This is a genomic window from Kocuria sp. KRD140 (assembly GCF_017168375.1).
Classification (GTDB): domain Bacteria; phylum Actinomycetota; class Actinomycetes; order Actinomycetales; family Micrococcaceae; genus Kocuria; species Kocuria marina.
Genome location: NZ_JABFAW010000007.1, coordinates 451,674 through 478,306, shown reverse-complemented (window position 1 = coordinate 478,306; position 26,633 = coordinate 451,674). Strand labels below are relative to the sequence as shown.

Annotated in this window: 23 protein-coding genes, 2 tRNA genes and 2 pseudogenes; 15 read left to right on the top strand and 12 right to left on the bottom strand. The window is 68.8% G+C overall.

All coding sequences use genetic code 11. The features are described 5' to 3' along the window. Positions 1–122: 122 nt before the first annotated feature. From J1M36_RS08585 to J1M36_RS12800, 3 genes and pseudogenes are all read right to left on the bottom strand, one after another. A complete protein-coding gene (locus J1M36_RS08585; RefSeq protein WP_064845184.1) occupies positions 123–1,205 on the bottom strand; it encodes an acyl-CoA desaturase in 1,083 nt (360 codons plus the stop codon). 44 nt (positions 1,206–1,249) lie between these two features. Continuing rightward, positions 1,250–1,384, bottom strand: a pseudogene (locus tag J1M36_RS12805) (2Fe-2S iron-sulfur cluster-binding protein); the annotation flags it as partial. Between the two features lie 169 nt (positions 1,385–1,553). Next, positions 1,554–2,216: pseudogene (locus J1M36_RS12800) on the bottom strand (FAD-binding oxidoreductase); the annotation flags it as partial. Positions 2,217–2,500: 284 nt separating this feature from the next. Here J1M36_RS12800 and J1M36_RS08575 point away from each other — a divergent pair. Both J1M36_RS08575 and J1M36_RS08570 read left to right on the top strand, forming a co-directional pair. Next, positions 2,501–4,105: a fatty acyl-CoA synthetase gene (locus J1M36_RS08575; protein WP_206479048.1), complete on the top strand. Its 1,605-nt coding sequence runs from the start codon at positions 2,501–2,503 to the stop codon at positions 4,103–4,105. 14 nt (positions 4,106–4,119) lie between these two features. Continuing rightward, positions 4,120–4,893: an enoyl-CoA hydratase/isomerase family protein gene (locus tag J1M36_RS08570; RefSeq protein WP_286738771.1), complete on the top strand. Its 774-nt coding sequence runs from the start codon at positions 4,120–4,122 to the stop codon at positions 4,891–4,893. Between the two features lie 67 nt (positions 4,894–4,960). Here J1M36_RS08570 and J1M36_RS08565 read toward each other — a convergent pair. The 5 genes from J1M36_RS08565 to J1M36_RS08545 all read right to left on the bottom strand — a co-directional run bounded on the left by J1M36_RS08565 (position 4,961) and on the right by J1M36_RS08545 (position 8,535). Continuing rightward, a tRNA-Ser gene (locus tag J1M36_RS08565) sits at positions 4,961–5,050 on the bottom strand. A 63-nt stretch (positions 5,051–5,113) separates the two neighbouring features. After that, positions 5,114–5,551, bottom strand: coding sequence for a tRNA adenosine(34) deaminase TadA (tadA, locus tag J1M36_RS08560; protein WP_064845140.1), 438 nt, complete (start codon positions 5,549–5,551; stop codon positions 5,114–5,116). A gap of 51 nt (positions 5,552–5,602) precedes the next feature. Further along, complete coding sequence (locus J1M36_RS08555; protein ID WP_131332260.1) at positions 5,603–6,271, bottom strand: hypothetical protein; 669 nt, start codon at positions 6,269–6,271, stop codon at positions 5,603–5,605. Between the two features lie 54 nt (positions 6,272–6,325). Next, on the bottom strand, positions 6,326–7,609 hold the full coding sequence (locus J1M36_RS08550; protein ID WP_206479046.1) for an ABC transporter permease: 1,284 nt from the start codon (positions 7,607–7,609) through the stop codon (positions 6,326–6,328). Beyond that, complete coding sequence (locus J1M36_RS08545) at positions 7,606–8,535, bottom strand: ABC transporter ATP-binding protein (protein ID WP_064845137.1); 930 nt, start codon at positions 8,533–8,535, stop codon at positions 7,606–7,608. Before J1M36_RS08545 ends, J1M36_RS08550 begins: the two co-directional genes overlap by 4 nt. 156 nt (positions 8,536–8,691) lie before the next feature. Here J1M36_RS08545 and upp point away from each other — a divergent pair, with 156 nt between their 5' ends. The 3 genes from upp to J1M36_RS08530 all read left to right on the top strand — a co-directional run bounded on the left by upp (position 8,692) and on the right by J1M36_RS08530 (position 10,975). Then, the gene (upp, locus tag J1M36_RS08540) at positions 8,692–9,327 is read left to right on the top strand and encodes a uracil phosphoribosyltransferase (RefSeq protein ID WP_064845136.1); all 636 of its coding nucleotides are present in this window, start codon (positions 8,692–8,694) and stop codon (positions 9,325–9,327) included. A 232-nt stretch (positions 9,328–9,559) separates the two neighbouring features. Beyond that, positions 9,560–10,360: a winged helix-turn-helix domain-containing protein gene (locus tag J1M36_RS08535; protein ID WP_085106103.1), complete on the top strand. Its 801-nt coding sequence runs from the start codon at positions 9,560–9,562 to the stop codon at positions 10,358–10,360. Positions 10,361–10,453: 93 nt separating this feature from the next. Then, complete coding sequence (locus J1M36_RS08530) at positions 10,454–10,975, top strand: histidine phosphatase family protein (RefSeq protein WP_085106104.1); 522 nt, start codon at positions 10,454–10,456, stop codon at positions 10,973–10,975. An 80-nt stretch (positions 10,976–11,055) separates the two neighbouring features. On the opposite strand, the gene J1M36_RS08525 is transcribed toward J1M36_RS08530, so the two are convergent. Together J1M36_RS08525 and J1M36_RS08520 are read right to left on the bottom strand one after the other, a co-directional pair. Continuing rightward, complete coding sequence (locus J1M36_RS08525) at positions 11,056–12,240, bottom strand: DUF1524 domain-containing protein (protein ID WP_206479045.1); 1,185 nt, start codon at positions 12,238–12,240, stop codon at positions 11,056–11,058. 96 nt (positions 12,241–12,336) lie between these two features. After that, positions 12,337–12,409 (bottom strand) — tRNA-Arg (locus tag J1M36_RS08520). A 315-nt stretch (positions 12,410–12,724) separates the two neighbouring features. On the opposite strand from J1M36_RS08520, the gene J1M36_RS08515 reads away from it, so the two are divergent. The 3 genes from J1M36_RS08515 (at position 12,725) to J1M36_RS08505 (ending at position 16,453) form a co-directional block, all read left to right on the top strand. Beyond that, positions 12,725–14,590 (top strand): phosphoenolpyruvate carboxykinase (GTP), encoded by a 1,866-nt coding sequence (locus tag J1M36_RS08515; protein ID WP_206479081.1) that lies wholly within the window; start codon positions 12,725–12,727, stop codon positions 14,588–14,590. Between the two features lie 127 nt (positions 14,591–14,717). Then, entirely contained in the window at positions 14,718–15,206 is a 489-nt protein-coding gene (locus J1M36_RS08510) for an Rrf2 family transcriptional regulator (RefSeq protein WP_064845131.1), read from the top strand. A gap of 56 nt (positions 15,207–15,262) precedes the next feature. Next, on the top strand, positions 15,263–16,453 hold the full coding sequence (locus J1M36_RS08505; protein WP_206479044.1) for a globin domain-containing protein: 1,191 nt from the start codon (positions 15,263–15,265) through the stop codon (positions 16,451–16,453). Between the two features lie 153 nt (positions 16,454–16,606). On the opposite strand, the gene J1M36_RS08500 is transcribed toward J1M36_RS08505, so the two are convergent. Then, entirely contained in the window at positions 16,607–18,016 is a 1,410-nt protein-coding gene (locus J1M36_RS08500; RefSeq protein ID WP_064847432.1) for a phosphomannomutase/phosphoglucomutase, read from the bottom strand. 79 nt (positions 18,017–18,095) lie between these two features. Between J1M36_RS08500 and manA the strand changes: the two genes are divergently transcribed. From manA to J1M36_RS08470, 6 genes are all read left to right on the top strand, one after another. Further along, positions 18,096–19,295 (top strand): mannose-6-phosphate isomerase, class I, encoded by a 1,200-nt coding sequence (gene manA / locus J1M36_RS08495; protein ID WP_206479043.1) that lies wholly within the window; start codon positions 18,096–18,098, stop codon positions 19,293–19,295. A gap of 96 nt (positions 19,296–19,391) precedes the next feature. Beyond that, a complete protein-coding gene (locus tag J1M36_RS08490) occupies positions 19,392–19,943 on the top strand; it encodes a TetR/AcrR family transcriptional regulator (protein WP_145003562.1) in 552 nt (183 codons plus the stop codon). A 199-nt stretch (positions 19,944–20,142) separates the two neighbouring features. Continuing rightward, the gene (locus J1M36_RS08485; protein ID WP_193519038.1) at positions 20,143–20,805 is read left to right on the top strand and encodes an SDR family oxidoreductase; all 663 of its coding nucleotides are present in this window, start codon (positions 20,143–20,145) and stop codon (positions 20,803–20,805) included. Between the two features lie 256 nt (positions 20,806–21,061). Then, entirely contained in the window at positions 21,062–21,400 is a 339-nt protein-coding gene (locus J1M36_RS08480) for an acylphosphatase (RefSeq protein WP_145003557.1), read from the top strand. Positions 21,401–21,482: 82 nt separating this feature from the next. Then, positions 21,483–23,327 carry a pyruvate kinase gene (locus J1M36_RS08475; protein WP_193519037.1) on the top strand — a complete coding sequence of 615 codons (1,845 nt, stop codon included), beginning with the start codon at positions 21,483–21,485 and terminating at the stop codon, positions 23,325–23,327. 213 nt (positions 23,328–23,540) lie between these two features. Next, on the top strand, positions 23,541–24,350 hold the full coding sequence (locus J1M36_RS08470; protein ID WP_193519036.1) for a di- and tripeptidase: 810 nt from the start codon (positions 23,541–23,543) through the stop codon (positions 24,348–24,350). Positions 24,351–24,568: 218 nt separating this feature from the next. Here the strand turns inward: J1M36_RS08470 and purB are convergent, their stop codons facing one another. Further along, complete coding sequence (purB, locus tag J1M36_RS08465) at positions 24,569–26,011, bottom strand: adenylosuccinate lyase (protein ID WP_193519035.1); 1,443 nt, start codon at positions 26,009–26,011, stop codon at positions 24,569–24,571. Between the two features lie 173 nt (positions 26,012–26,184). Between purB and J1M36_RS08460 the strand changes: the two genes are divergently transcribed. Beyond that, positions 26,185–26,604: a hypothetical protein gene (locus tag J1M36_RS08460; protein WP_193519034.1), complete on the top strand. Its 420-nt coding sequence runs from the start codon at positions 26,185–26,187 to the stop codon at positions 26,602–26,604. Positions 26,605–26,633 lie beyond the last annotated feature (29 nt).

The following is a 26,633-nucleotide window of genomic DNA, read 5'->3' as shown; positions in this document are numbered from 1 at the left end:
CTCCCAGCGGGTGGCTGCTCCAGTGGAGTAAAAGCAGAATCCGGGCACCCCGAGCTGCTTCTACTCCACTGGGAATTCGGAGCCGGTAGATGCAAGCGCCGGGGCCGCGAGCGGCGTCGTCGTCAGGGCAGCGCGAGCCGGCACACCTTGCGCCACGCCTGGAAGACCTGCCGGGGCAGGGGGCCGGAGGTGTAGCGGATCCCGTACTTACGGCAGATCTCCCGCACGCGGGGTGCGATGCGCGCCAGGTGGTTGGACGGCATGTCCGGAAAGAGGTGGTGTTCGATCTGGAAGGAGAGGTGCCCGCTCATGAAGTGCATGAGGCGTGAACCGTCGATGTTCGCCGAGCCCATGGCCTGGCGGCGGTACCAGTGCCCCCGAGTCTCGTCGCGCACGTCCTCCTCCGTGAAGGTCTCCGCGCCGTCCGGGAAGTGGCCGCAGAAGATGACCGTGTGCGCCCAGACGTTGCGGATCACGTTCGCCGCCAGGAACCCCTTAAGCGACGCCTTCCCCGAACCCGTGAGGGACGCCAGCAGCGGAGAGACCACGAAGTCCTTGGCGGACTGGCGGCCCAGCTTCTTCATCACGCGCTTGAAGTCCTCGAACGTGGCCCGCCCGGACTTCTTGCCGGTCAGGAACTGGTCCAGTTCGATGTCGTAGATCGCGATGCCCCACTCGAATGCCGGTGCCAGGCCCAGGTTGATCACCGGGTTCAGCAGGTTCACGGGCTTCCACGGCTGATCGGGGTCCATGCGCAGCACGTTGTACCCCACGTCCCGATCCTTGCCGAGCACGTTGGTCCACGTGTGGTGCGTCTCGTTGTGGGTTCGCTGCCAGCCCGCCGACGGCGCCACGAAGTCCCACTCCCACGTGGTCGAGTGGATCTCCTTGTCGTTCATCCAGTCCCACTGCCCGTGGAGCACGTTGTGGCCGATCTCCATGTTGTTCAGGATCTTGCCCACGCTCAGGCACCCCACACCGGCCCACCACAGGGGTTTGTGACGGGAGAAGAGCAGACAGGCCCGCCCCGTCATCTCCAGGCTGCGCTGCAGTACCACCACGCGGCGGATGTACTGGGCGTCGGACTGGCCGCGGCGGGAGAAGACCTCGTCCCGCACGGCGTCGAAATCGGCCGCGAGTTCCGCGAGCTCGGCCTCCGTGAGGCGCAGCGGATCGCGGCGTGGGGAGCGGGTCGGGTCACGCACGTCTGGACGGGACCGGGTTCACGGTGCAGCTCACCGGTGCGGATGTTGGTCACGGCCCCGTCCGTCAAGGGAACCAGACAACTGTGGCAGATGCCCATACGGCATCCGTGGGGCAGCTGGTGTTGCGCGCGTTCGGCGGCCTCCAGGACGGTTTCGTCCGGGCCCACCCCCAGGGTCATCTCGGAACGGGTGAACCAAACTTCCCCGCGTTGGCCGCCGCTGAACTGCCTGGTGACATCGAAGCGTTCCACCACGGGGGGGGCCGCCGTGGCTGCGCGAGAGGTCCTCCACGGCGCTGACGAACGAGTCCGGGCCGCTCGCGTACGTCACCCGGTCCGCGTGATCGGGACACAGCTCGGCCAGGGCATCGGCGTCGGAGGCGTCGAGGCGGCCGCGTTCCTCGGTGAACCAGAAGACCGGCCGCAGACCCGGGAACTGGTCCGCGAGTTCCAGGATCTCGTCGTGGAAGATGCACGACTCCCGGCTCCGGGACACGTAGACCAGCACGACGTCGTGGTCCGGCCTGCGCGGCATGAGGGTCCGCAGCATGGACATCACCGGGGTGATCCCGGAACCGGCCACCATGAACAGCAATTCTGTGGGGGTGTCCGGGAGCAGGAACTGTCCTTCGGGGCGTTCCAGGTAGAGCACGTTGCCCGGGGCGGTGCGCTCAACGAGGTGTTCGGACACCAGGCCCTGCGCTTTGACGGTGATCGACGGGTCACCGTGTTCGGGGGCGCTGATGGAGTACGGACGCCAGATCCGCTTCCCGTCCACTTCCACGCCGATCCGCGCCCACTGCCCCGCCCGGTGCGGGATCCACCCCTCACCCGCGGTGAAGAACAGGGTCACGGTGTCGGGGGTCTCGCGCCGCACGTGCGTGATGCGGCCTCGTGTGTAATGTGCGCTCGTCAGGGAGCCGAAGACCTGCGCGAAGGACCGTGGGTCCTGGGGGTAGCTCAGGATTCCAGCGGCTGCACGAAAGAATCCCTTGATCCCGGGGTGGCCCATACCCCAGTTCTACCTATTAGTAAGTAAACGTGCAATATGCGTCCAGCATGTGGGCGCCCCCTGCACCCCTCTGCTTTTACTGAGTAGAAGCAGCATCCGAGCACCCCGAGCTGCTTTTGCTCCACTAGATATTCGAGGAGGGCGGATGTGGCGCGGAGCTGGCGTGATCTGGACAACACCCCCGCATTTGGGCACTGTGGCTACTACGCGCGCGGACCCGGGGAGCGCCGTCGTCCCCGGATCCGCGCCGACTCCGAGGACCCGACCATGAGGGGAACCCCGCCATGACCGATCCCGCACCACATACGCCGCCATCCACCGAGGACGAACCGCAGGGCGAGGCCCGCGCCGACACCGTGGGGGCTCTGCTGCAACGGGCCGTGTCGCGCAACGGCGGTGCCACCGCGTTGCTCTTCCAGGACCGGTGCTGGTCGTACCGGGAGCTGGGGGACGCGGTCCGGCGGGTCGCGCGCCGCCTGGCCGATGCGGGCCTGACCCCGGGGACGCGCGTCGCGGCGTTCGGCGTGAACTCGGACGTCTACGCGATCCTGTACCTCGCGTGCGCCCAAGCGGGGCTCGTGCACGTCCCCGTCAACTTCGCGCTGAAAGGGGACGAGCTCGCGTACGTCCTCGAGGACTCCGGGGCCACCACGGTGATTGCCGATCCCGAACTGTTGCCGCTCGTGGCGCAGGTCCGGGACTCCGGGAGAGCACGCGCCGTCGAACGCGTCCTGCCCATGCTGCCCGGCGGCGAGGACGACGACACCTCGTTTCAGGAGACCGCGTTCGATCCCCGGGCCAACGACGCTGCCGTCCGGGTGACGGTGCGCGGCCACGATCTGCTGCAGCTGCTTTACACCTCCGGCACCACGTCCGCGCCCAAGGGCGCTATGATGACGCACGCCGCTCTGTTGGCCGAGTACACGTCCGCGATCATCGCGCTGGACCTGACCGCGCAGGACCGTCCGCTCGTGGCCATGCCGCTCTACCACTCGGCGGGCATGCACGTGTTCCTGCTGCCCTACCTCGCTCTGGGGGCGGCGGTGCGATTGACCCGGAAACCGGATATCGCCGAGATCCTGCAGCTGGTCGAGGAGGAGCACGTGGGTTCGCTGTTCCTGGCGCCCACCGTATGGGTGCCGCTGAGCAATCACCCCGACCTCGAGACTCGGGACCTGTCGTCGTTGCGCAAGGCGCAGTACGGCGCGTCCATCATGCCCGTCACGGTGCTGCAACGGTTGCGCTCCCGCTATCCGGGCATCGGGTTCTACAACTGCTTCGGGCAGTCGGAACTCGGGCCCCTGTGCACCGTCCTGACACCCGCCGAGCACGACGCCCGTCCGGCGTCGTGTGGGCGTCCCGTGTTCAACGTGGAGGCGCGGGTGGTCACGTCCGAGGGTCGGGTCGCTCAACACGGGGAGCCAGGGGAGATCCAGTACCGCTCCCCGCAGCTGCTGACCGGCTACTGGAACAAGCCAGAGGCCACGGCGGACGCGTTCGTGGACGGCTGGTTCCGTTCCGGGGACCAGGTGGTGCAGGACGAACAGGGGTACATTCAGGTGGTGGACCGGATCAAGGACGTGATCAACACCGGGGGTGTCCTGGTGGCTCCTCGCGAGATCGAGGACTGCATCTACGAGCTGCCCGACGTCGCCGAGGTCGCGGTGGTGGGGCTCCCGGACGAACGGTGGATCGAGGCCGTCACGGCGGTGATCGTCCCCAAGGAGGGATCGGAGCTCACCGCGGAGTCGGTGCGCTCCCATGTGAAGGCCCGCCTGGCCGATTACAAGGTGCCCAAGCGTGTGGACTTCGTCGCGGAGCTGCCCCGCAACCAGTCCGGCAAGTTGCTCAAGCGCGAACTGCGGGCGGAACGGACGAACCCGGTATGAGGCAGGAGGACACCGTGGAACACCCCGATGCCGTCCGGGTGGAGCACAGAGCCGGCGTGGTGCGGATCGTGTGGGACCGCGCGGCCACCGGCAACGCCGTGGACCTGGACCTCGCGCGCGAGACACTGTCCGCCCTGCGACGGGCGGAAGCCGATCCCACCGTCCACGTGCTGACCCTCACGGGTTCGGGGCGGTTCTTCAGCGCGGGCGGTGACGTCAAGGGCATGGCCGGTCGTCCGGCCACCGAGCGTCCCGGGTTCCTGCGGGAACTCGCCTCCGCGGCCCGGGATCTGGCCCTGGCCATGGTGCGCTCGCGGCTGCTCATCATCGCCGGGGTCAATGGCACGGCGGCCGGGGCCGGACTGGGGCTGATCCTCAACTCCGACTGGGCGCTCATCCGGGAGGACGCCACCGTGCTCGCCGCCTACGCCGCGATCGGCCTGACGCCGGACACCGGTGTGTCCTATCTGCTGCCCCGCGCAGTGGGTCATCAACGTTCGGTGGAACTGACCCTCGGGGGTCGCCGGCTCACCGGGATGGAAGCGGTCGAGTGGGGGATTGCCGCTGAATCCGTTTCGGCGGAGGAGTTCGCCGAGCGATTGACGGAGGTGGAGGACCGTTTCGTCGCGGGAACCGCCGGTTCCTACGGGTCCACGAAGCGCTTGCTGCGCCGCGGCGTCGTCGCGGAGTACGAGACCCACCTGGCGGAGGAGATCAGCGTGATCGCCGAGCGCTCCGGGACTCCGGAGTCCGTGGCCCTCGTGGACGGCTTCGCGGGCCGGGGGTGAACCGGCTCCGGTCATGAACGAGGCCCCTGTTCCCCCGGAAATTCGGGGAGGCAGGGGCCTCGAAAATTGGCGGTGACGGTGGGATTTGAACCCACGTTGGCTTTGACACCAAACATCATTTCGAGTGATGCACCTTCGGCCGCTCGGACACGTCACCAACTCCCAGCACTTTACAGCCCGGGGCGCAACCCCTCCAAACCAGGGCTGGGCGCGGACCGGCTCAGGGGTTGCGGTGGCCCCGGAAGAACTCGTGCAGCAAGGCGGCGCACTCGGCCTCGCGAACCCCGCCCGTGACCTCCACCCAGTGGTTCAGGCGCGGATCACGCACGATGTCGAACACCGATCCGCACGCCCCCGCCTTGGGGTCCCATGCCCCGAACACCACGGTGGGCACCCGAGCCAGCACGATCGCCCCGGCGCACATGGCGCACGGTTCGAGCGTCACCACCAGGGTGCAGCCTTCCAGCCGCCAGGACCCCAGCGCGCGGGAAGCCTTCCGCAGGGCCAGGACCTCGGCGTGGGCGGTGGGATCGCCGTCGGCCTCGCGGCGGTTGTACCCGCGCCCGATGACCCGGCCGTCCGGGTCCAGGACGACGGCGCCGATCGGCACGTCCCCCGTGCCTTCCGTGGCGCGGGCCTCTGACAGAGCCAGGTCCATCCAGCCCGAGAGCTGGATGGACCTGGCGGTGTGCGGTAATGCCACGCTGTGTCAGCGCTGGACGCGGTTCTGGTTGAACCACGCGGAGGTAGGGGCGCGGAACGCGGTCACGATCCACAGGATGTCCACCACGACCTTCACGATCATCAGGATGGCCATGATGATGTTCCACGGCGCGGGGTAGATGAAGACACCGAACAGGCCGAAGATTCCGCTCAGGATGGCGATGGCCGCGAGGACGGTGCCCAGGATGCGAGCCCAGTTCTTGCCCTTCTTCAGGCCGTTGTAGACCAGGAAGTACAGCGCGAGTCCGATGATCAGGCTGATGATGCTGGCGACGGGGCCGGTGGTCATGGCCATCTGGCTCGCGCTCTGATCGGCCATTTCCGTGCTCAGGCCCATGTCGCGGTACATCTGGGTGTAGTCCACGCTGCTCGCCGCGATCAGGCCGATGATGCCGTTGAGGACGTAGAGCCCCAGGGACGCCAGGGTCAGCTTGAGCAGCTTGTCCACCGTGGAGGGGCGGTCCATGGTGCCGGTGTACTGGTTGGGGTTGTACTCCGAGGTGCCGTACTTGCCGCCGGTCATGCCGTACTGCTGGCCCTGGGGCGCGCCGTTGACTGCGCCCTGCCCGCGGGGCTGGGGCGGCACGGGCTGGGTCGCGCCCGGGTCACCGTACGGAGGGTTGTGCGGGTTGTTGTTGGGGGTGTCGTTGCTCATGAGGACTGTCCTTCCTGTGCATCGTGCGAGTGATACTGCGTGAGTGTGGGGGGATTACTCGTATCGAAGGGCATTGATGGGATCCTGCCGGGCCGCCCGCATGGCGGGGATGGTCCCGGCGAGGAACGCGATGAACATCACTGCGAGGATGATGATCACGATCTTGAGCGGGTCGAACAAGAACAGACTCAGCCCGGGCAGCGAGGAAAGCAACCCGTTGGAGAGGACCCCGCTGAGGATGCTGCCGGTGGCCATGCCCACGGCGGCTCCGATCGCGGAGCCCAGGAAACCGATGAAGATGGCCTCGAGGGAGAACAGGCCGAAGACCTTGCCCCCGCTCATCCCCATGGCCTTCATGAGCCCGATCTCGCGGGTGCGTTCCTGGACGGACATGAGCAGCGTGTTCACGATGCCGAATCCGGCCGCGAGCAGCGCGATGATCGCGAAGGAGTTGAGGATCCACACGATCCCGTTGATCACGGCCCGGAACATCCCGAGCTGGTCCTCGACCGTTACGCCCAGCATGTCGTCGTCCGCGAGCTGGGACTTGATGGGGCCCACCTCGGTGTTGTCGCTCAGGTTGGCCGTGGCGGTGAAGTACGTGTTGGGCATCTCCCGGGGTGAGCCCGAGGTCTGGTACTCGTACAGCTTCCTGTTCAGCTCCGACGAGGGAATGGGGCTGGTGGACGCGCCCGCGAGGGAGGCCTGGCTGATGCCGGAGACCCGGACGTCGAAGGCTCGGGTCTCGCCGGCGGCGTTGCGCATGGCGATCGTCACGGTTTTGCCCACGGCGTCCTCGTTGGAGTCGAAGCCCAGGGGCGCCACCCAGGAGGCGGGCAGCAGGATCTCGTCCGCGGACCGGTCCGGGGTCTCACCGGCCTCCAGCTGCAGCCCTTCCGCTTCCGCCGGGGAGCCCAGGCTCAGCTGGAACTTCTTGCCGTCGGGGGCCTCCAGGTAGGTGGGCGTGACCATGTACATGGGGTCCACGGACTCCACGCCGTCGATATCCCTGATCTTGTCGATGTCGGCGTCCGTGAGCCCTGCGATCGAACCGAACCCCGTCTGCACATTGGCCCGCTCGGGGTCGTACTCGGTGGGCCCGTCCTCCTGGCCGGAGCCGGGGGTGGAGCGCTCGGACACTTTCTGGACGTACAGGGCGTTCTGGTTACCGAACGCGGCCACGGTCTTGTCGATGTAGTCGTTGACGCCGGTGCCGATGCCCGAGGTCAGCGTGAGCGTGAAGGAACCGATGAAGATGGCGATCACGGTCAGGATGGTGCGGGCCTTGGACCGGAACGTGTTGGCGATCGCCGTGCGCAGCAGATCGAGGAATTTCACGCGGTGGCTCCTGGCTGGTCGGTCGGGCGGTGTGGGGTGTTGGTGGCCCAAGGGGCGGCGTGCTTGCCCGGCCGCACGGGTTCCTGGGCGGCGCGGGTGAGCTCGGCGGCGTCGGCCTCGCTGAGGGTGATCATCTCGCCGGTCGTGGGCTCGGTGATCCGGACGGTCCCGGTGGCGTCGTCGGCGCCCGCCGGGTGCGCGGCGCGGCGCGGCTGCCGATCGACGACGTCGTTCGTGGCCGCCTCCGGGGTCGGTACGATCTGCCCGTCCACGAGGTAGATCTGCCGGGAGCACCGCTGCGCGAGGTCCAGATCATGGGTCACGATCACCAGGGTGATGCCCTTGTCCCGGTTGAGCCCGAAGAGGATGTCCTCCACAACCCGGGACGTTGCCGAGTCCAGGTTCCCGGTGGGCTCGTCCGCGAAGATCACGGAGGGTTCGTTGATCAGGGCTCGCGCGATCACCACGCGCTGTTTCTGACCACCCGAAAGATCGGTGGCCTTGTTCTCGGCCTTGTCCGCCATGTCCAGTTGGTCGAGGACTTCCATGCCGCGGCGTTTGCGCTCACCGGCCGGAACACCCGCGATCTTCAGAGGGAGCGTGACGTTTTCCAACACGCTCTGATTGGGGGTCAGGAAGAACTGCTGGAACACGAAACCGAACGCGGAATTGCGCAGTTCGTTGAGTTCTTTGGCATTCAGATCCCCGGTGGGCTTGCCCTCCAGGGCCACGACGCCGTGCGTGGGGGCGTCCAGCAACGCCAGCAGGTGCATGAGAGTGGATTTGCCCGAACCGGATTTTCCCACCACCGCAACGGACTCGCCCTTGCCGATCTCCAGGTTGATGCCCTTGAGGGCGTCGAAGCGGGTTTCTCCTCTGCCGTAGATCTTGACCAAATTCTCCGTTTCGAGAACCGGAGCCGTCATATTCAGGTGTCCCTTCCGAGGATTGCCGTGCGCAGAACCATGTCGAGTCTCCCGTATGACCCTATGGCACGTCCTCGTCCCCTCGGCTGATCTTCCCCGGCGTGTGATGAATCCGTGACGTCCGCGGGCCCTGCGGCGGCTGCTAGATTCTGAGGTATGCGAGTCACTGTCTTGGATCACCCCCTGGTCGCCCACAAACTGAGTGTGCTGCGCGACAAGGACACCTCCTCCCCGGTGTTCCGGTTGTTGGTGGAGGAACTGGTCACCCTGCTGGCGTACGAGGCGACCCGGGACGTGCGCGTGGAGCCGGTCACGGTACGGACCCCGGTGGCCGAGACCCAGGGGATCGCGCTCGCGTACCCGCGGCCGCTCGTGGTGCCCATCCTGCGCGCGGGGCTGGGCATGCTCGAGGGGATGACCCGGTTGATCCCCACCGCGGAGGTCGGGTTCCTGGGGATGGCGCGTGACGACACCACGCTGGACATCATCACGTACGCCGAACGGCTGCCGGACGATCTCACGGGCCGTCAGGTGTACGTGCTCGATCCCATGCTCGCCACGGGTGGCACGCTGAGCGAGGCCATCAAGTTCCTCTACCGCCGCGGTGCCGAACAGATCACGTGCGTGTGCTTGCTGGCGGCGCCCGAGGGCCTCGACCGGTTGACCCGGGAACTGGACGACAGCGAGGTCAATGTGGTGCTGGCGTCCGTGGACGAACGACTGGACGAGAACGCGTACATCGTTCCCGGCCTCGGGGATGCGGGCGACCGCCTGTACGGCGTCGCGCACTGAGGCCCCGCTCGTCGGCTCTCGGAAAGCATCTCGAGCGGGGAAGTAGCCCCTCATCTCGGCGAGAATGCAATCCATTTCGCCATGGGATCGCGTGAATCAAGAGTAGGTCTCACTATGTGAGAAAAAAACCCATATATTACTTGCCAGTCCAGCCGCGCGTCGCAGAACATGATGATAATGCCGTTTTCCAGGGAATTCATGGGAGCGGGGGCATCACGAGGCAGGGGTTCGAATGTCAGGCGCACCGGGTTACGTCCACATCTCGCAGCGACACCGACTGGGTGGAGCCCAGTCCACGGCCCGACCCCGCGGGGCGCATCGCATGGTGGGGACCGCTGAGGATTTCCGACACCTGCGTTCCGTCGCCGCCGAACACGGTGCCGATTCACGCCTGGAACGTCAACCGGGCGCGGGGCAGCAGCCCACTGAGGCCCGCGGCTTCGTGATCTACGTGGGCGTGGACGAGCAAGCCGCCGCCGACCGCGGGATCAACCTCGTGCAGCTCGTGCAGGACGTCCGCCAGTTCATCAGCTCCGCGGTCCCCGAGTCCGATTCCTACGCCGCCGTGGCCCTCGCCCCGGTGCACGCGGAAGGCACGGATCTCGAAGTCGTGCGCAGCGCGTTGGGTGACCCCACGTTCTCGGACCCGGTGATCGAACCCATTGCGCCGCTGCCCGCGGCCGGTGCCGGGAGTGCGATTGACCGTCAGCGGGTGGGCGTGCTGATCGACCTCTCCCGCCGCGAAGTGTTCCTGGACGGGGAGCTGCTGAACCTGACCCACCGCGAGTTCGAACTGCTCAACTACCTCGTGGAGAACGGCACCCGCACCGTGGGTCGCACCGAGCTGCTCGACAGCCTGTGGGGTGACGCCGAGGAGGTCCCCTCCGAGCGCACGATCGACGTGCACGTGCGGCGGTTGCGTTCCAAGCTGGGTCGCTTGGCCAACACCGTGCGCACCGTTCGCGGTCAGGGGTACCGGTTCTACGACCACCCCGAGGTCGTCGTGTGGGCCGCGCCCGAGTACTCCATCTAATCCTCCTCAGTCGCGAGACCGCGCTCACCCGGGAGCGCGCCGTCGCGTTGCTTCCGTGACCGGGCTGCACCCCGCCGTGACACACTGGGGCCCATGGCACCCCACGACCTCAAGCACCTGGTGATCATGCGGCACGGGGAAGCGGACTTCCCGCGGGACGTCCCTGACCACGACCGCCCCCTGGCGCCGCGCGGTGCCCGTGAGGCCGCGGACGTGGGACGGTGGCTGGCCGAACATGCCGCGCCGGACATGATCCTGGTGTCCCCGGCGCTGCGCACCCGCCAGACCATCACGTGGGTATGCCATGAACTCGGGGAGAGGGCCCCCACGCCGCAGTTGTGGGACGGGCTCTACGACGCCACGGACGCGCAGATCATCGCGGCCGTGAACCACGCCCCGGAAACCGTGCGCACCCTCATGGTGGTCGCCCACATGCCCGGGGTGCTGGACACCGTCCTGCGCCTGGCCTCTCGTGACTCGGACCAGGACGCCATGATGGATGCCGCCACGGGTTTCCCGACCGGGGGCACCGCGGTGCTCGAGGTCCCCGGGGACTGGGCCGTGCTCGACGGCGCCGACGCCCGCCTCACGCGCTTCCACACCCCGGGGGTCTAGAACCCGCACGGTTCCATGCGCCGCGGGCATGGGGGTCATGCGGAGCCCCCTCGGGTGTGGAGTTCACCCCGAGCCGGTGCTCAGCTCCTGGACTCGCAGGCCACGCCGTCGCCGTCGCCGTCCAAGCCGGGACGGTACCCCGGCGTGCCGGCGTAGAGCGGGGCCATCCCCGCCGTGCGCGCCTCGGCGCACCGCGAGAAATAGACGTCCGCACCCGGAACGCCCGGAACGCCCGGAGCTCCCGCACCGGGCGCCTCGGCCTCCGCGACGGCAGCGTCCGCAGGATCGGATCCCGCGCCCGCACCGGGTGCGGCCGGAGCGGGTGCCACAGGGGCCGGTGCCTCCGCCTCCGGAGTCGAGGGCGCCTCGGCGGCTGCCGCTTGCGCAGCCGGCGCCTCGGTCACGGGAGCCACGGGTGAGTCCGCGGGATCCGGGATGGGACGCGCTTCGGGCAGCGACTGCTCGGGGCACGTGTCGAGCACGCGCACCATGGCGTTCTTCTCGGCGTCGGTGACCCACAACTCGTAGCGCTGCTTGACCGCGATCTGGGTGGCCACGTACTCGCAGCGCTCGCCGGTGCGCGGCGGCAGCCACGTGGCGGCGTCCGCGTCCGACTTGGTGTTGTTGCTCTGACCGTCCACGGCGAGCAGGTTGAGCGGGTCGTTCGCGAGTTCGGTGCGCCGCGCGGCGTCGAGCTGCTGCGCGCCCTTCTGCCACGCGTCCGACAGTGCGACCACGTGATCGATCTGCACCTGTGAGCTCGTGGCCTGCCCGGCCACGAAGTCGATCGTCTCTCCGATGTACGGGCTCTCGAGCGCCCCGGAGCTCACGTTGCACCCGTGCGTCCCCGGCTTGACGGCGATCCCCGTGAGGTCCCGGCGCAGGATGTCGTTGCGAGTGTCGCAGCCGTTGTGATCGGTGTCCGCCCAGCGCGGGCCGAACTGGTCCCGCGAGTAGTCGGTCTTGGGCGCGCGCCCCTTCACGGGCAGGTCCCCGAGCGCGGCCAGCGCGGTCCCGGCCGCCGCGTGATCGGTGGCGTCCTGCGGGGACGCCGCCGCCGCGGGGGACGTCGCGTCTTCCGTGCCCCGGGTGGGGGACGGTGACTGCGCGGCGGGCGTCGTCGTCGGGGCCGCAGCGCTCGTGGTCGCGGAGGCGGATGGGGAGGGTGCCGCCGAATCGGTGGGAGCCGCGCACCCCGTGAGAGCCAGCGCGAGCGCCGCGGCGCCCAGGGCGAGACGACGAACAGGGGTCGTGAGAGGGGACACGGCGGTACCTCGATCCTGGAGCCGATCCTGATACCGAGGCGCGGCGGTGAATGAGAAGGACCCCGCATCCTGGGGGATGCGGGGTCCGACAAGAAGTGCGCCCGATAGGATTCGAACCTACAACCTTCTGATCCGTAGTCAGATGCTCTATCCGTTGAGCTACAGGCGCTCCTGAAGCAACGGCCAAGGCCCTTGCAACGGGTAATAACTTACACCCGCCGGTGCCCGGCGACAAATCGCGCCGGAGCGGTGCCCTCGCGGTGCCGGGGCGGCTGGGCGGTGCGAGCCGTGTGGTCGGGGCCGCGATGTGGTGTAACTCGCGTTCCGGAAGGCCACCCCCGCGATAGACTCCAGGCACACCCGCGCGCAACCCCCTGCGAGGTCGGCCCCCGGAACCGTTCCACAGTGACGTGGCAAGCATGAACGGGCGGCGCACCTCGGCGGGAAGCGGCACGTACGACGGCCTCAACGAGGAGACATGTCAATGGCTGACAACGGCACAGCAACCACCGGGACCACCGCCCTAAACCGCGAGGTCCAGCAGTCCCTGGACAATCCCCCCACGGATTACCGGGAGCTCGTGGACTGGGTGCGTGGGATCGCCGAGCTGGCCCAGCCGGATCACATCCACTGGGCAGACGGTTCGGAAGCCGAGTGGACCCGGCTCACCGACCTCATGGTGGAGGCGGGCACCCTGGTCCGGCTCTCGGACGAGAAGCTCCCCAATTCCTTCGCGGCGTTCTCGGACCCCGAGGACGTGGCCCGCGTGGAGGAGCGCACGTTCATCTGCACCAAGACCGAGAAGGGTGCCGGTCCCACCAACAACTGGGAAGACCCCACGGCCATGAAGGAGACGCTGACCAAGCGTTTCAACGGGGCCATGCGCGGTCGCACCATGTACGTGATCCCGTTCGTGATGGGTTCCCTGGACGCCCAGAAGCCCCAGTACGGCGTGGAGATCACGGACTCGCCCTACGTGGTGTGCTCCATGCGGATCATGGCCACGATCGGCACGCCCGTCCTCGAGAGGATGTCCCGCGACAAGGCGGAGTTCGTGGAGTGCGTCCACTCCCTGGGTGCCCCGCTGCGGCCCGGCGAGCAGGACGTGCCGTGGCCGTGCAACCCCGCCAAGTACATCGTGCAGTTCCCCGAGGACCGGGCCATCTGGTCCTTCGGCTCCGGTTACGGCGGCAACGCACTGCTGGGCAAGAAGTGCTACGCGCTGCGCATCGCCTCGGCGATCGCCCATGACGAGGGCTGGCTGGCTGAGCACATGCTCATCCTCAAGATCACCGACCCGCAGGGGGAGTCCCACTACATCGCGGGGGCGTTCCCCTCCGCGTGCGGCAAGACCAACTTCGCGATGCTCGAGCCCACCATCGAGGGTTGGAAGGCCGAGATGGTCGGGGACGACATCGCCTGGATCCGCTTCGGCAAGGACCACACCCCGCGCGTGGTCAACCCCGAGGCCGGCCTGTTCGGTGTGGCACCCGGCACCGGGTGGTCCACCAACCCCAACGCCATGCGGGCGATCGAACGCGGCAACACCATCTTCACCAACGTGGCGCTGACCGACGACGGCGGCGTGTGGTGGGAGGGTATGACCGACGACATCCCCGAGCACCTCACGGACTGGAAGGGCAACGACTGGACCCCCGAGTCCGGCCGCCCCGCCGCGCACCCCAACTCCCGGTTCTGCACCCCCATCAAGCAGGTCGAGATCCTGGCCCCCGAGTACGACGACCCCGAAGGTGTGCCGCTGTCCGCGATCATCTTCGGTGGCCGCCGCAAGACGACCGTGCCCCTGGTCTCCGAGTCCTTCGGGTGGGAACACGGCGTCTTCCAGGGAGCCACGCTGTCCTCCGAGACCACCGCGGCCGCCAAGGGCGCCGTGGGCGTGGTGCGCCGTGACCCCATGGCCATGCTCCCGTTCATCGGCTACAACGCCAATGACTACCTGGAGCACTGGCTGGACACCGGAGCCCGCGTGGGCGAGGAGAACATGCCGCGGATCTACTACGTCAACTGGTTCCGCCGCACCCCGGAGGGCGGTTTCGCGTGGCCCGGCTTCGGGGAGAACTCCCGCGTGGTCAAGTGGATCGTCGAACGCCTCAAGGGCACCGCGGAGGGACACGAGACCCCCGTGGGTGTGGTCCCGGGCAAGGAGGACCTGGACCTGACCGGCCTGGACATCTCCGACGCCGATCTCGAGGCCGCGCTGCGCGTGGACAAGGACGAGTGGCTCAACGAACTGCCCGGGATCGACGAGTGGTTCGCGCGCCTCGGCGACGTGCCCGAGGTGATCCTCGAACAGCGCGCCGGGCTCGAGGACCGGTTGCGCAACAGCTGACGCCGGTCTCCCGATCCGCGTTGTCACGCGGTCGGGGCCATCCTGTATGATCACGCCGCGCGGCCAGACCGGCCGCGCGGCGTCGTCATCGGTGGGCTGAGGGCGGGCCGGTGACGAAGGGACAACTGTGCGGCTGACAGCTTTTTCTGACATCGCGCTGCGGGTGCTGCTGCTCATGGGGGGGCTGCCCCCGGACACCATGATGTCCACGCAGCGCATCGCGGACGGCGTGGGGGCGCCGTACAACCACGTGGCCAAGACGGTGGCCAAACTGCGCGGGATGTCCCTGTTGTGCTCGCAACGCGGGCGCGCTGGCGGGGTCATGCTCACGGACGAGGGCCGGGAGGCCAGTGTGGGCCAGGTGCTGCGGATCCTGGAGGCGGACACCGCGATCGTGGAGTGCGAGGCGGACGAGGCCGCGTGCCCGCTCAACCACGGCTGCCGGCTGCGCCGGGCCCTGGCCGGGGCGCGTGAGGCCTTCTACCGGGAACTGGACGGCATCACCATCGCGGACCTCGTGAACCCCCGCCAGGTGGGCCCCATCGCGGTGCAACTGGGGCTGCGTCCCCCGAGCGTGCGAACCCCCGCCACCAGGGGTGGAGCGTCGGTTCTTTAACGTGCATTTCAAATGCTAAATTGACTCTCGTCACACCGCGATGAGAGGAAATCATCATGCTGTCCCAGAAGTCCCGCCCGGTCATCGAGCAAACCATCGGCGTGATCGCCGAGCGGATCCCCGCGATCACCCCCGAGTTCTACAAGTCCATGTTCAACGCCCGCCCCGATCTGCTGGACGGCATGTTCAGCCGTTCCAACCAGAAGAACGGCACCCAGCCGCAGGCGCTTGCCGGTTCCATCGCGGCCTTCGCCTCGCACCTGCTCAACCACCCGGACTCCTACCCGGACGAGGTGCTCTCGCGCGTGGCCCACAAGCACGCGTCCCTGGGATTGCTGCCCGAGGAGTACCCCACCGTCCATGAGCACCTGTTCGGGGCCATCGCCGCGGACCTGGGTGACGCCGCGACCCCCGAGGTCGTGGCCGCATGGGACGAGGTCTACTGGCTCATGGCGGATGCGCTGATCAAGCTCGAGAAGGGCCTCTACGGTCAGCAGGCCAATGACGTCATGTTCGCGCCCTTCAAACTCGTGTCCAAGGAGGACATTGCCGAAGGCGTGGTGGCGTTCGAGTTCGAACCCGCGGACGACACCCCGCTGACCCGCTCCATCCCCGGTCAGTACGTGACCATCCAGGTCAAGGTCAAGGACGGGATCCGCCAGCCCCGCCAGTTCACACTGGTGCCCTCCCAGGAGGGCCACCGCCGCGTGGTGATCCGCAAGGATCCCCACGGCGAGGTCACGCCCATCCTGCACGAGGACATCAACGAGGGCGACGTCCTGGAGATCTCCAACCCCTACGGTGACGTGGTGTTGGACGAGGGCCACGGCTCGCTCGTGCTGGCCTCGGCCGGCATCGGCACCACACCCATCGTCGCGTTCCTGGACCGCCTGGCCAAGGAGGGTTCGCAGCGCAAGGTCACCGTGCTGCACGCGGATCATTCCAAGGAACGCTGGCCCGGCCGCCAGATCATGGAGCGTCTCGTGGACAGCCTGCCCAACGTCACGATGATCACCTGGATGGAGACCCCCGGTGAGGGCGACCACGAGGGCTTCATGAACATCGCGGACGTGGACCTGGACGTGGACGAGGACACCAACGCGTTCATGTGCGGCCCCCTGCCCTTCATGAAGGCGCTGCGCTCGCAGCTCATCGAGAAGGGTGTGCCGGGGCGCAACATTCACTACGAGATCTTCGGTCCCGACCAGTGGATGCTCCACGATGAGGCGCGCGCCGCGAACGCCTGAGCCTCCCTGACATGACGACGACGCCGCGTGGCCACCTGGGCCGCGCGGCGTCGTCGTGTTCTGCGGGCCGTCCCGGGCAGCCCGCGGCGGGTGCCCGGGGATGGCGTTTCGAGCGGGGGTGCCGCGGGTGGGACCCGCGGCGCCCGGGCGGGCTCAGTCCTGCCGGACGAGCTGCAGGACGGTGTCCCGCACCGACTCCATGGCGGCGGCGTCCGGGGCCTCCACGTTGAGCCGCAGGAACGGCTCGGTGTTGGACGGACGCAGGTTGAACCACCAGCCCTGCTCGGGGTGGGTGAACGTGGTGCCGTCCATGTCCTCGACCTGCACGGCGGGGTCCGTGGCTGCGAAGTGTGCCCGGACGCGGTCCACCGCGGCGGCCTTGTCCTCGATCTCGGAGTTGATCTCGCCGGAGGCCACGTAGGGGTCGTACATGCGCATGAGATCGCTCAGCGGCGCGTCCTGTTCACCCAGCGCGGCCAGCACGTGCATCGCGGCGAGCATGCCCGTGTCCGCGTTGAAGAAGTCCTTGAAGTAGTAGTGCGCGGAGTGCTCACCGCCGAAGACGGCGCGCTCGGAGGCCATGACCGCCTTGATGAAGGAGTGGCCCACGCGCGTGCGCACGGCACGCCCGCCCGAGGCCTCGATCCGCTCGGGGACCGCCTTGGACGTGATGAGGTTGTGGATCACCACGGGCCGGTCCTCACCCGCGGCGCGGGCCCGGGTGATCTCGCGCTCGGCGACGATCGCGGCCACCGCGGACGGGGAGACGGGATCACCGTTCTGGTCCACCACGAAGCAGCGGTCGGCGTCGCCGTCGAACGCGAGCCCGATGTCCGCACCGTGCTCGCGCACGGCCCGCTGCAGGTCCTCGAGGTTGGCGGGCTCGAGTGGGTTGGCGGGGTGGTTGGGGAACGTGCCGTCCAGCTCGAAGTACAGCGGGACGATCTCGAGCGGCAGCGGGTCCAACAGTGCGTCCCCGAGCACCGCCGGAGTGGTCAGCCCGGCCATCCCGTTGCCCGCGTCCACCACGACCTTGAGGGGGCGGATCCCGGAGAGGTCCACCAGGCTGCGCAGGTAATGGGCGTAGTCACCCAGTACGTCCCGGCGCGAGACCTGGCCGCGGTGCTCGGAGGCCGGGATCTCCCCGGCGTCCAGGTAGCGCTGTGCGACGTCGCGGATCTCGTACAGGCCGGTGTCCGAGGAGACGGGGACGGCCCCGGCCTTGGCCATCTTGATGCCGTTGTACTCGGCCGGGTTGTGGCTCGCGGTGAAGGTGACGCCGGCGCTGTCCAGGGTGCCGCACGCGAAGTACAGCTCGTCCGTGGAGATGCTGCCGATCACCGTGACGTCCGCACCGCGGCGGGTGGCGCCGGCCGCGAACGCCTCCACGAACTCGGGGGAAGAGGGGCGCATGTCGCCGCCCACGACCACCCCGGAGCCGACCAGGCCCAGGACGTCCACGAACGCGGCACCGGTGGCGCGCACGCTGTCCGCGGTGATGCTCTCGCCCACGATGCCGCGGACGTCGTACGCCTTGAATGATGAGGAAAGATCTGTGGTCACCGTCCCGATTCTACGTGAGCGGGATCGGTGAACCCCGGTAGTCCGGCGTTTTCCGGGGCGCTGTGGTTACATGTTCGACATGGCCGAGTTCTTGAGGATGACCAATCCGATCCAGCACTACGCGTGGGGATCGCGATCGGTCCTCGCCGGCATGCAGGGGCGCTCCGCACCCACCGAGGAACCCGAGGCCGAGCTGTGGATGGGTGCCCACGCGAGCGCTCCGTCCCGGGTGACCCTCGACGGGGTCCAGCGCGGCCTGGACGAAGTGGCCCCCGACCTGCCGTTCCTCCTGAAGATCCTCGCGATCGCGGCGCCGCTGTCCATCCAGGTGCACCCGTCCGAGGAACAGGCCCGTGAGGGGTTCGCGCGGGAGAACGCCGCGGGCGTCGCGCGGGACTCCGCGCACCGTAATTACAAGGACGAGCGCGCCAAACCGGAGACGGTCGTGGCGCTGTCACCCATGTGGTTGCTCGCGGGTCAGCAGGACCGGGCCGACCTGAAGCGCCTCGCCCGGGAACTGAACCTCCCGTGGCTCGCGGACGCCGCGGCGTCCGAGTGTCCCGTGCAGTATGCGCTCGAGCTCGACGACGACGCCGCTGCCGCCGCCGTGCGCGCGTGCGTCACCGCTGCGGATACCACCCCGGCCACCTCGCCCCGCGGCGAGGACGCGGACAAACCCCGGTTGTCCGCGGAGGCGGATCCCGTGGAACGCGCGACGCACCTGATCCGGTTGTTGACCCACCACTACCCGGGTGACCGGGGTCTACTCGTGGCCCTGTGTATGAACATGGTGCACCTGGCCCCCGGCCAGGCCCTGCTCACCCCGGACCGACAGGTGCACGCGTACCTCAGCGGCACCGCGGTGGAGATCATGGGGTGCTCGGACAACGTGCTGCGCGCTGGTCTGACCGCCAAGCACGTGGACGTCCCGGAACTGCTGAGGGTCATGGCCACCGCCCAGCAACCCGTGAGCGTCCTGGAACCGCGCGAGGCCGAGGACGGCATGGTGCGGTACCCGCTGTGGGACCCCGCCCTCTCCCTGGCCGCGGTACGCGTGAGCCCGCAGCGCCCCGTCACCCGGGAGCTCGCGGGGGTGTGCATGGTGCTCGTGACCGAGGGGGACGTGGAGGTCTCCGCGCGCTCTGCTGGTGACGCGGACGCGGAGGGTGCGCGAGCGACGTCGGGCGAGTCCCTGATCTGCTTGGAAACCCCGAGCACGGTGACCCTGAGCGGGGACGGGTGCGTGTTCCTCGTGGAGGCGGTTACGCCCGCGCGCTGAGGGTTTCAGGCCTCACCCTTTAGGTTGTCGCGTAATTTCCTGTTTAAGCGTTCAATGGATGGGCACCCTTTCTACGACCCTGACATTGGAGCGCACATGGACCGGCGGATCGAACGCACCCGTGCGGCCGTGGTGGAAGCCGCCGTCGAACTGGTCGCGCGTCGGGGCTCCCAGGTGGGGATGACCGAGATCGCGCAGGCCGCGGGGGTCAGCCGCAAGGCGGTGTACGAGAACTTCGGCTCGCGGGACCAGGTACTGCTCGACGCCACGCAATCCTTGCTGGCCCGCGTCCCCCTGGACCCGAGCGCCCTGCAGAACCGCGAGGCCAGTCCGCTGGACCTGGTCCTGCCCCCGCTCGTGGCGCACCTGGGCGAGCACCAGGAGTTCTACCGGGCCATGCTGTGCGGGCCCGGTCCCTCCCTGGCACGTGGGGCGGTCGCGGAACACGCCATGACGGGTCTGCGCAGCCTCCGGGAGGATCGCGAGAGCGGGGAGGACCGCGGCGTCGTCGAGATCCGGGACCGGTTCGTGGTCCACGGCCTACTGGGCGTGCTCGCGGACGCACTCGCCGAACAGCAGGACGCAGACCTGGTGACCCTCGCCCGGGTGCTCAACGCGAGCCTGGCCACCGGCGGCCTCGAGAACTGAGGTCCCGCAGGGTGTGACGGCCCCGTGAGGCCGGGGCGTTCCGGCCCCACCGGGCGCGGCGGACCCCCGTATCGCGCGGCGGCAGGGGTACCGGGTGGGCCCCGGGGGTTCGGAATAATCCGCCGCTGACGCATGCTGTACCGGATGTCGGGGGCACGCGCTGTCCCCGCGACACCCGTTCCGACAGGAAGGACCCGCAATGTCCGAGATCACGATCATCGGTGGCCACGGCAAGGTGGCGCTGCAGCTGAGCCGATTGCTGTCCACGCAGGGGGACACCGTCAACGCGGTGATCCGCAAGCGGGAGCAGAGCCAGGACGTGGAGAACACCGGGGCAACCCCGGTCGTCGCGGACGTCCAGGAGTTGGACGTTGAGGCCATGACGGAGATGTTCTCCGGCCAGGACGCCGTCGTGTGGTCCGCGGGCGCGGGCGGGGGCGACCCCGAGCGCACGTACGCCGTGGACCGGGACGCCGCGATCCGTTCCATGGATGCCGCACAGGCCGCCGGCGTCACGCACTACGTCATGGTGTCCTACATGGGCGCCGGTCAGGACCACGGGGTCCCCGAGGACAACGACTTCTACCCCTACGCGCAGTCCAAGGCGGACGCGGACGACCACCTGCGCGCGAGTTCCCTCGAATGGACCATCCTGGGCCCCGGGGCGCTCACCGACGACGACCCCTCGGGCGAGATCACGCTGGGCCGCGCCGGCAGCGACGACGAGCGGAAGACGGCGCGCGGCAACGTGGCCCTCGTGGCCGCCCGGGCGCTCGCCGATCCGCGTGGCACCGCGGGGAAGTTCATCGAGTTCTCCGACGGTGACACACCGATTGCACAGGCGCTCGAGAACCTGAGCTGACCTGCGGCGTTCGTCAGTCGTGATCGCCCGGTCCGTGGCGGGCCCCACCGGGGTCCGCGTGGACCGGGCGATTTTTCACGCCCGGTCGTGGCGGATCGGGCCCCGCGAATCAGGCCCGGATGGGTCGGGCTCCGGCGGCTGGCCCTAACAGCCGACCCCGGTAGCCGGTCCTGATAGCCGCCCCTGACCTGCGTGCCCTGTCTGCCGGGTCGCTCCGACCGGGGTCTTCCACGCTGGGGTCTTCTAGGGTGGGGTCATGGAGATGCCGTCGATTCATCCCGCCGCGTCAGCCGGCCGCAATCAGGACAAGCTGGACCTGAACGAGACCATCGCCCTCACCGCCGTGGTGCACGGGACCGTGCAGGGCGTGGGGTTCCGCTACTGGTGCTGGCGCCAGGCCGAGAAACTGGGACTCGTGGGGAGTGCCACCAACAACCCGGACGGCACCGTGACCGTCGTGGCCGAGGGGCCGCGCTGGGCCGTGGGTGAGCTGCTGCAGGCGCTCATCTCCCGGGATACCCCCGGTGCGGTGATCACCGTGGACGAGCACTTCGGCCCGCCCACGGGGTCGTTCACCGACTTCAGCACGCACTGACCCGCGGGCGGAGTTCACCTGCCGTTGATCTGCGCTTCGTACGGTGGAGGCCACGGAGCAGACCGCCGCAGCGGGAGGAACCATGAGCACCGGCCAGCAGGACAACCGCGAACGCAGCGAACGGGCGGGCGAGTGCCTGACCCGGGTGCTCGAGCTGTTCGAGCGGATGCGCGCCGCGCGTGAGGCCCGGCTCGAGGACATCAACGGGGTCAATCCTCGCCACCGCTTCTCCGCCGCGAACCTCGTGGACTACGCCGCCGTGCGCGCGCAGGACGTTCGTGATCTGCAGGCCGAGCTCTCGTCCCTGGGTCTGTCCTCGCTGGGCCGGATGGAGTCCGACGTCGCGCAGCACCTGAGCGCCGTGGCCCACACGCTCGCTGCGGTCGCGGGGCAGGAGCCGCCCCGGTTGCCGGACCTGGACGCCGGCATTCTCCCGGGGGAGGATCCCCGCCCCGGACCGCTCACGCTGGCTCGCAACACCGTGCGGTTGCTCGGTCAGGCACCCGAGGACCGTGACACCCGGATCATGGTCACCATGCCATCCGAGGCGGCGGACGATCCCGCTCTGGTCGCCCGCATGGTGGGCGCCGGGATGGACGTGGCACGGATCAACTGTGCGCACGACGGACCGGATGAGTGGTCCCGGATGATCGAGCACCTGCGTAATGCGGCCGCCGAGTTCGGTCGTGACCTGCGGATCGCGATGGACCTGGCCGGGCCCAAGGTCCGCACGGGTCCGCTGGCCCCCGGTCCGCGCGTGGAGAAGATCAAGCCGGACCGGGACGCGACCGGTCACGTCGTTCGTCCCGCGCGGCTGTGGCTCGGCGCGTCCCACTCGGACGACGACGTCCCCTCCGTTCCCGTGATGCCCGCGGCCTGGCTCGCCGAGCGCACCGAGGGGGAGCGGATCCATGTGCGGGACGCCCGCGATTCCGGCCGGACCCTGCGCGTGGTCGAGGCGCACGACGACGGCGTCCTGGTCGAGTTCTCCAAGACGGTCTACTTCGCCACGGGGATCGTGCTGCGCTCCCGCGACGGCGCCGAGGCCATCCTGGGGGAACTGCCCGAGACCGAGCAGTACCTGCGCATCGGGATCGGGGACACCCTGCGCCTGCTCGACTCCACCGAGCCCGTGGCCGTGACGGACGAGTCCCCGGCGCGGATCGGGTGCACCCTGCCGGAAGCGTTCCGGGACGTCCGCGAGGGCCAGCGGGTGTGGTTGGACGAGGGCAAACTGGGCGGCGTGATCCGCTCCACCGGACCCGAGCACATGGACCTCGAGATCACCCACGCGGGGCCCGCGGGGACCAAGCTCAAGGCGGAGAAGGGCATCAACTTTCCGGACACGGACCTCAGCATCCGCTCCCTGACCGAGCGGGACCGGGAGGACCTGCGCTTCGTGGCGCGGCACGCGGACATCGTGAACATGTCCTTCGTGCACAGCGCGGACGATGTCGCGGATCTGCTGGAACAGCTGTCCGAGCTCAATGCCACGTCCATGGACGTGACACTGAAGATCGAGACGGTGGGCGGTTTCGAGCAGCTGCCCATGATGTTGCTCGCGGCCATGCGGTGGCAGGACTCCGGTGTGATGATCGCCCGCGGGGACCTGGCCGTGGAGACCGGGTTCGAAAGGATGGCCGAGGTCCAACAGGAGATCCTGTGGTTGTGCGAGGCCGGCCACGTCCCGGTCATCTGGGCCACCCAGGTGCTCGAGGGTCTCGCCAAGAAGGGCGTTCCCTCACGGGCGGAGATCACCGACGCCGCCCAGGGCCAGCGCGCGGAGTGCGTGATGCTCAACAAGGGCCCGTTCGTGGTGGAGGCCATCCAAACCCTCTCGTCCGTGCTGCAGCGAATGGCCGGGCACGCTGCCAAGAAGACGGACCTCATGCGCAAGCTCCACGCGTGGTCCGAGTTCGTGCGCTGAGCCCGGGGGAGGGCCGGGCCTGGGCACGCGGTCCGTCATGCGGTACCGGGGTGAGCCGCGCGTGGGACGGGGCCGTGGCGGCGTCGTCGGCCGCGCGCATGATGCGCGGGGGGTCGGGCACACCGAAATCGCTGCGCGCTGTGGAATAGTGGTGCTGATGTCTTCGGCGGTACCCGCCGAACACCCCCAACCCGTTTCGAGGAGTGGTCGTTGATGGGCTTGAACCCCCTGAACAAGGCGTTCGACGAGAACGGCAAACCCAAGCCCGGTGTCAACAAGTTCCTGGACCATGTGCTGCGCATCCAGCAGCCGTGGGTGGTCAAGGCGCTCAAGCGGGAGCGTGCGCAGCACCCCAAGGAGACGCCCGCCCAGATCGCCAAGCGCGCCGAGAAGCTCTACCTGCGCTCCGTGACCGTGGGCGGCGGCACCGTGGGTGCCACCGCGGCGGTCCCCGGGATCGGAACCATCGCGTCCCTCGGGCTGTCCTCCGCCGCCGTGGCGGGCTACCTGGAGGCCACGGCCCTGTATGCGCAGGCCATGGCCGAACTGCACGGGGTGGAGCCCAAGGACGAGCAGCAGAACCGGACCATGATCATGGCACTCATGCTCGGCGAGGACGGGAGCGCGCTCATGGGCCAGTTGCTGTCCAGCTCGTCCGCGAGCAAGAGCCTCACGAGCAAGTGGGGCCTGATGCTCGGCAAGTCCCCGGACAGCTCCAAGCGCTTCGACGTGGGCCGCTCGATCCGCAACATGTTCGTCAAGCGGTTCCTGGCCCGCCAGTCCGGCGCGGTGCGGGGCCGCGCGCTGCCGTTCGGCCTGGGCGCCGTGGTGGGGGGCGGCGCCAACCTGGCCATGGCCCGCCAGGTCATCAAGGCCTCACGCGAGGCCTTCGGGGAGTTCCCGGAGGAGTTCCCGCCCAACCTGGCCCTGGGTGAGCGCGCGGAGAAGTTCGAGGACGGTTCCCCCAACGGTGATCGGAAGAAACTGGAGTCCGACACGAAGGGCCGGAAGAAGCGCAAGTAGGGAACATGACCCCGGGCGGGGACCGCTCCGGGCCCCCGTGAGACCCCCGAGAACATCTGTGTCCCGGAACAGCACGTGATCACGCATGAAGCGTGCTGTTCCGGGACACAGATGTTTGGTGCTGCGTCGGCCCTGCCCGGAGCCGCTCTGGGGGCAGGACCGGGCGGGGTCGGGCCGGGACCGGGTGGCCAGGTGGTGCCCGGGCGGGGACCGGCGGTTCAGTCCAGGTAACGGTCCACGAGCTGCTCGGCCAGGCCCGTGTACTGCCCGGGGCCCAGGTCGCTCAAGCGCCGGGCGGTGTCCTTGGAGAGACCGAGGCCCGCGATGAACTCGCGCATCCGGTCGGCGTCCACGCGGTGGCCGCGGGTGAGTTCCTTGAGCCGCTCGTAGGGGTTGTCCATGCCCTCGCGGCCCGCAATGGCCTCGGCGCGCATGGCGGTCTGCACGGCCTCGCCCAGGACCTCCCAGTTCTGGTCCAGGTCCTCGGCCAGCACCTCCTGCGCCACGTCCAGGCGGTCGAGGCCCTTGAGCACGTTGGACACCGCCAGCAACGAGTGGCCGAACGCCACCCCGATGTTGCGCTGGGACGAGGAGTCCGTGAGGTCCCGCTGCCACCGCGAGGTCACGAGGGTTGCGGCGAGCGTGTCCAACAGCGAGCACGAGATCTCCGCGTTGGCCTCCGCGTTCTCGAAACGGATGGGGTTGACCTTGTGCGGCATGGTCGAGGAGCCTGTGGCACCTTCCACCGGGATCTGGTGGAAGTACCCGATCGAGATGTAGGACCACACGTCCGTGCAGAGGTTGTGCAGGATCCGGTTGAACCGGGCCATGTCCGCGTAGAGCTCGGCCTGCCAGTCGTGGGACTCGATCTGGGTGGTCAGCGGGTTCCACGTGAGCCCCAGGTGGCTCACGAAGGACCGGGAGATCTCGGGCCAGTCCGTGTCCGGGGCCGCGGCGGTGTGCGCTGCGAACGTCCCGGTGGCGCCGTTGAGCTTGCCCAGGAACTCGGTGTCCGCCACGCGCTGCACCTGGCGGCCCAGGCGGTGCGCGAACACCGCGAGTTCCTTGCCCAGGGTCGTGGGCGTGGCCGGCTGGCCGTGGGTGTGGGACAGCATGGGGGTGGCCTTCGCGTCCCGCGCCATCGTGGCCACCGCCGCGACCAGTTCGCGCGCCGCGGGCAACCACACGTGGTTGATCGCATCGCGGATGCCGAGCGCGTAGGAGAGGTTGTTGATGTCCTCGGACGTGCACGCGAAGTGCACGAGCGGCGTCAGGTGCTCGAGGCCGAGCTCCGGCAACCTGCGCCCGATGTAGTACTCCACCGCCTTGACATCGTGCACCGTGACGGCCTCGATCTCGGCCAGTTCCGCAACCGACGCGGCGTCGAAGTCCGCGACGATCGCGCGCAGACCGCTCTTTTGCTCATCCGAGAGGGGTTCCAGACCCGTGAGCGCTCGCTGCTCGCACAGGTGGATGAACCACTCGACCTCCACGTGCACCCGTTCGCGGTTCAGCGCCGCTTCCGAGAGGTAGTCCACCAGCACGGCGGTCTGGGGGCGGTAACGGCCGTCCAGCGGTCCCAGCGCGATGGCGGGTGACTGCTGGCTCAGGGCCACACGTCCGGAGGGGAGGGTCTGCGCGGTGTTCGACATGGCCCTCATTCTTTCACGCGCCGGGCCGCCCCTCGCCGCGGTGAACGTCCTGCACCGCGGTCCTCGGGATGGCCGAACAGGGCGCGGACACACATGCTTCCGGGGCCGCCCGAGCACAGGATCGCCGCTCCCTAGCCTGGTCGCGTGGCGCCCGCGTGGTGGGGCGCGGGAAGGAACCGGTCATGTCACAACTCGCGAGCTCGGTGTTCCCGGGAACGTCCCCGTCGGCGGTCTCGGCGCTGGTCCACGAACGGCTCTGCCTCCTGGCACGTCATTACGACGACGCCGCGGAGCACCTCGCGGGGCTCGCCTCCCGGATCGCGTCCCTCGCGGAGACCCACGGATCGTGGGAGGGCCCGGGCGCCAGGTCCTTCCGGGCCCGCGCCGATCGCCACGAACAGGAACTGCGAGACGCTTCGCACCGCTGTCGTGAAACCGCTCAGCTCGTGCGAACGGGGGCGGCCGCGCTCGCGGAACGGGTCGCGGCGGTGGAGAGCATCGCCCAGGTGGGGGCTCCCATGGCCGCGGCACTGAGCACGGTGCTGGGCGTGGGACTCGCGGTGGGCCATGCTGCGAGCGCGTCGTGGGGCGGGACGCCGTGACCGCGGCGGCGCGGACGGTGCTGGGCTCG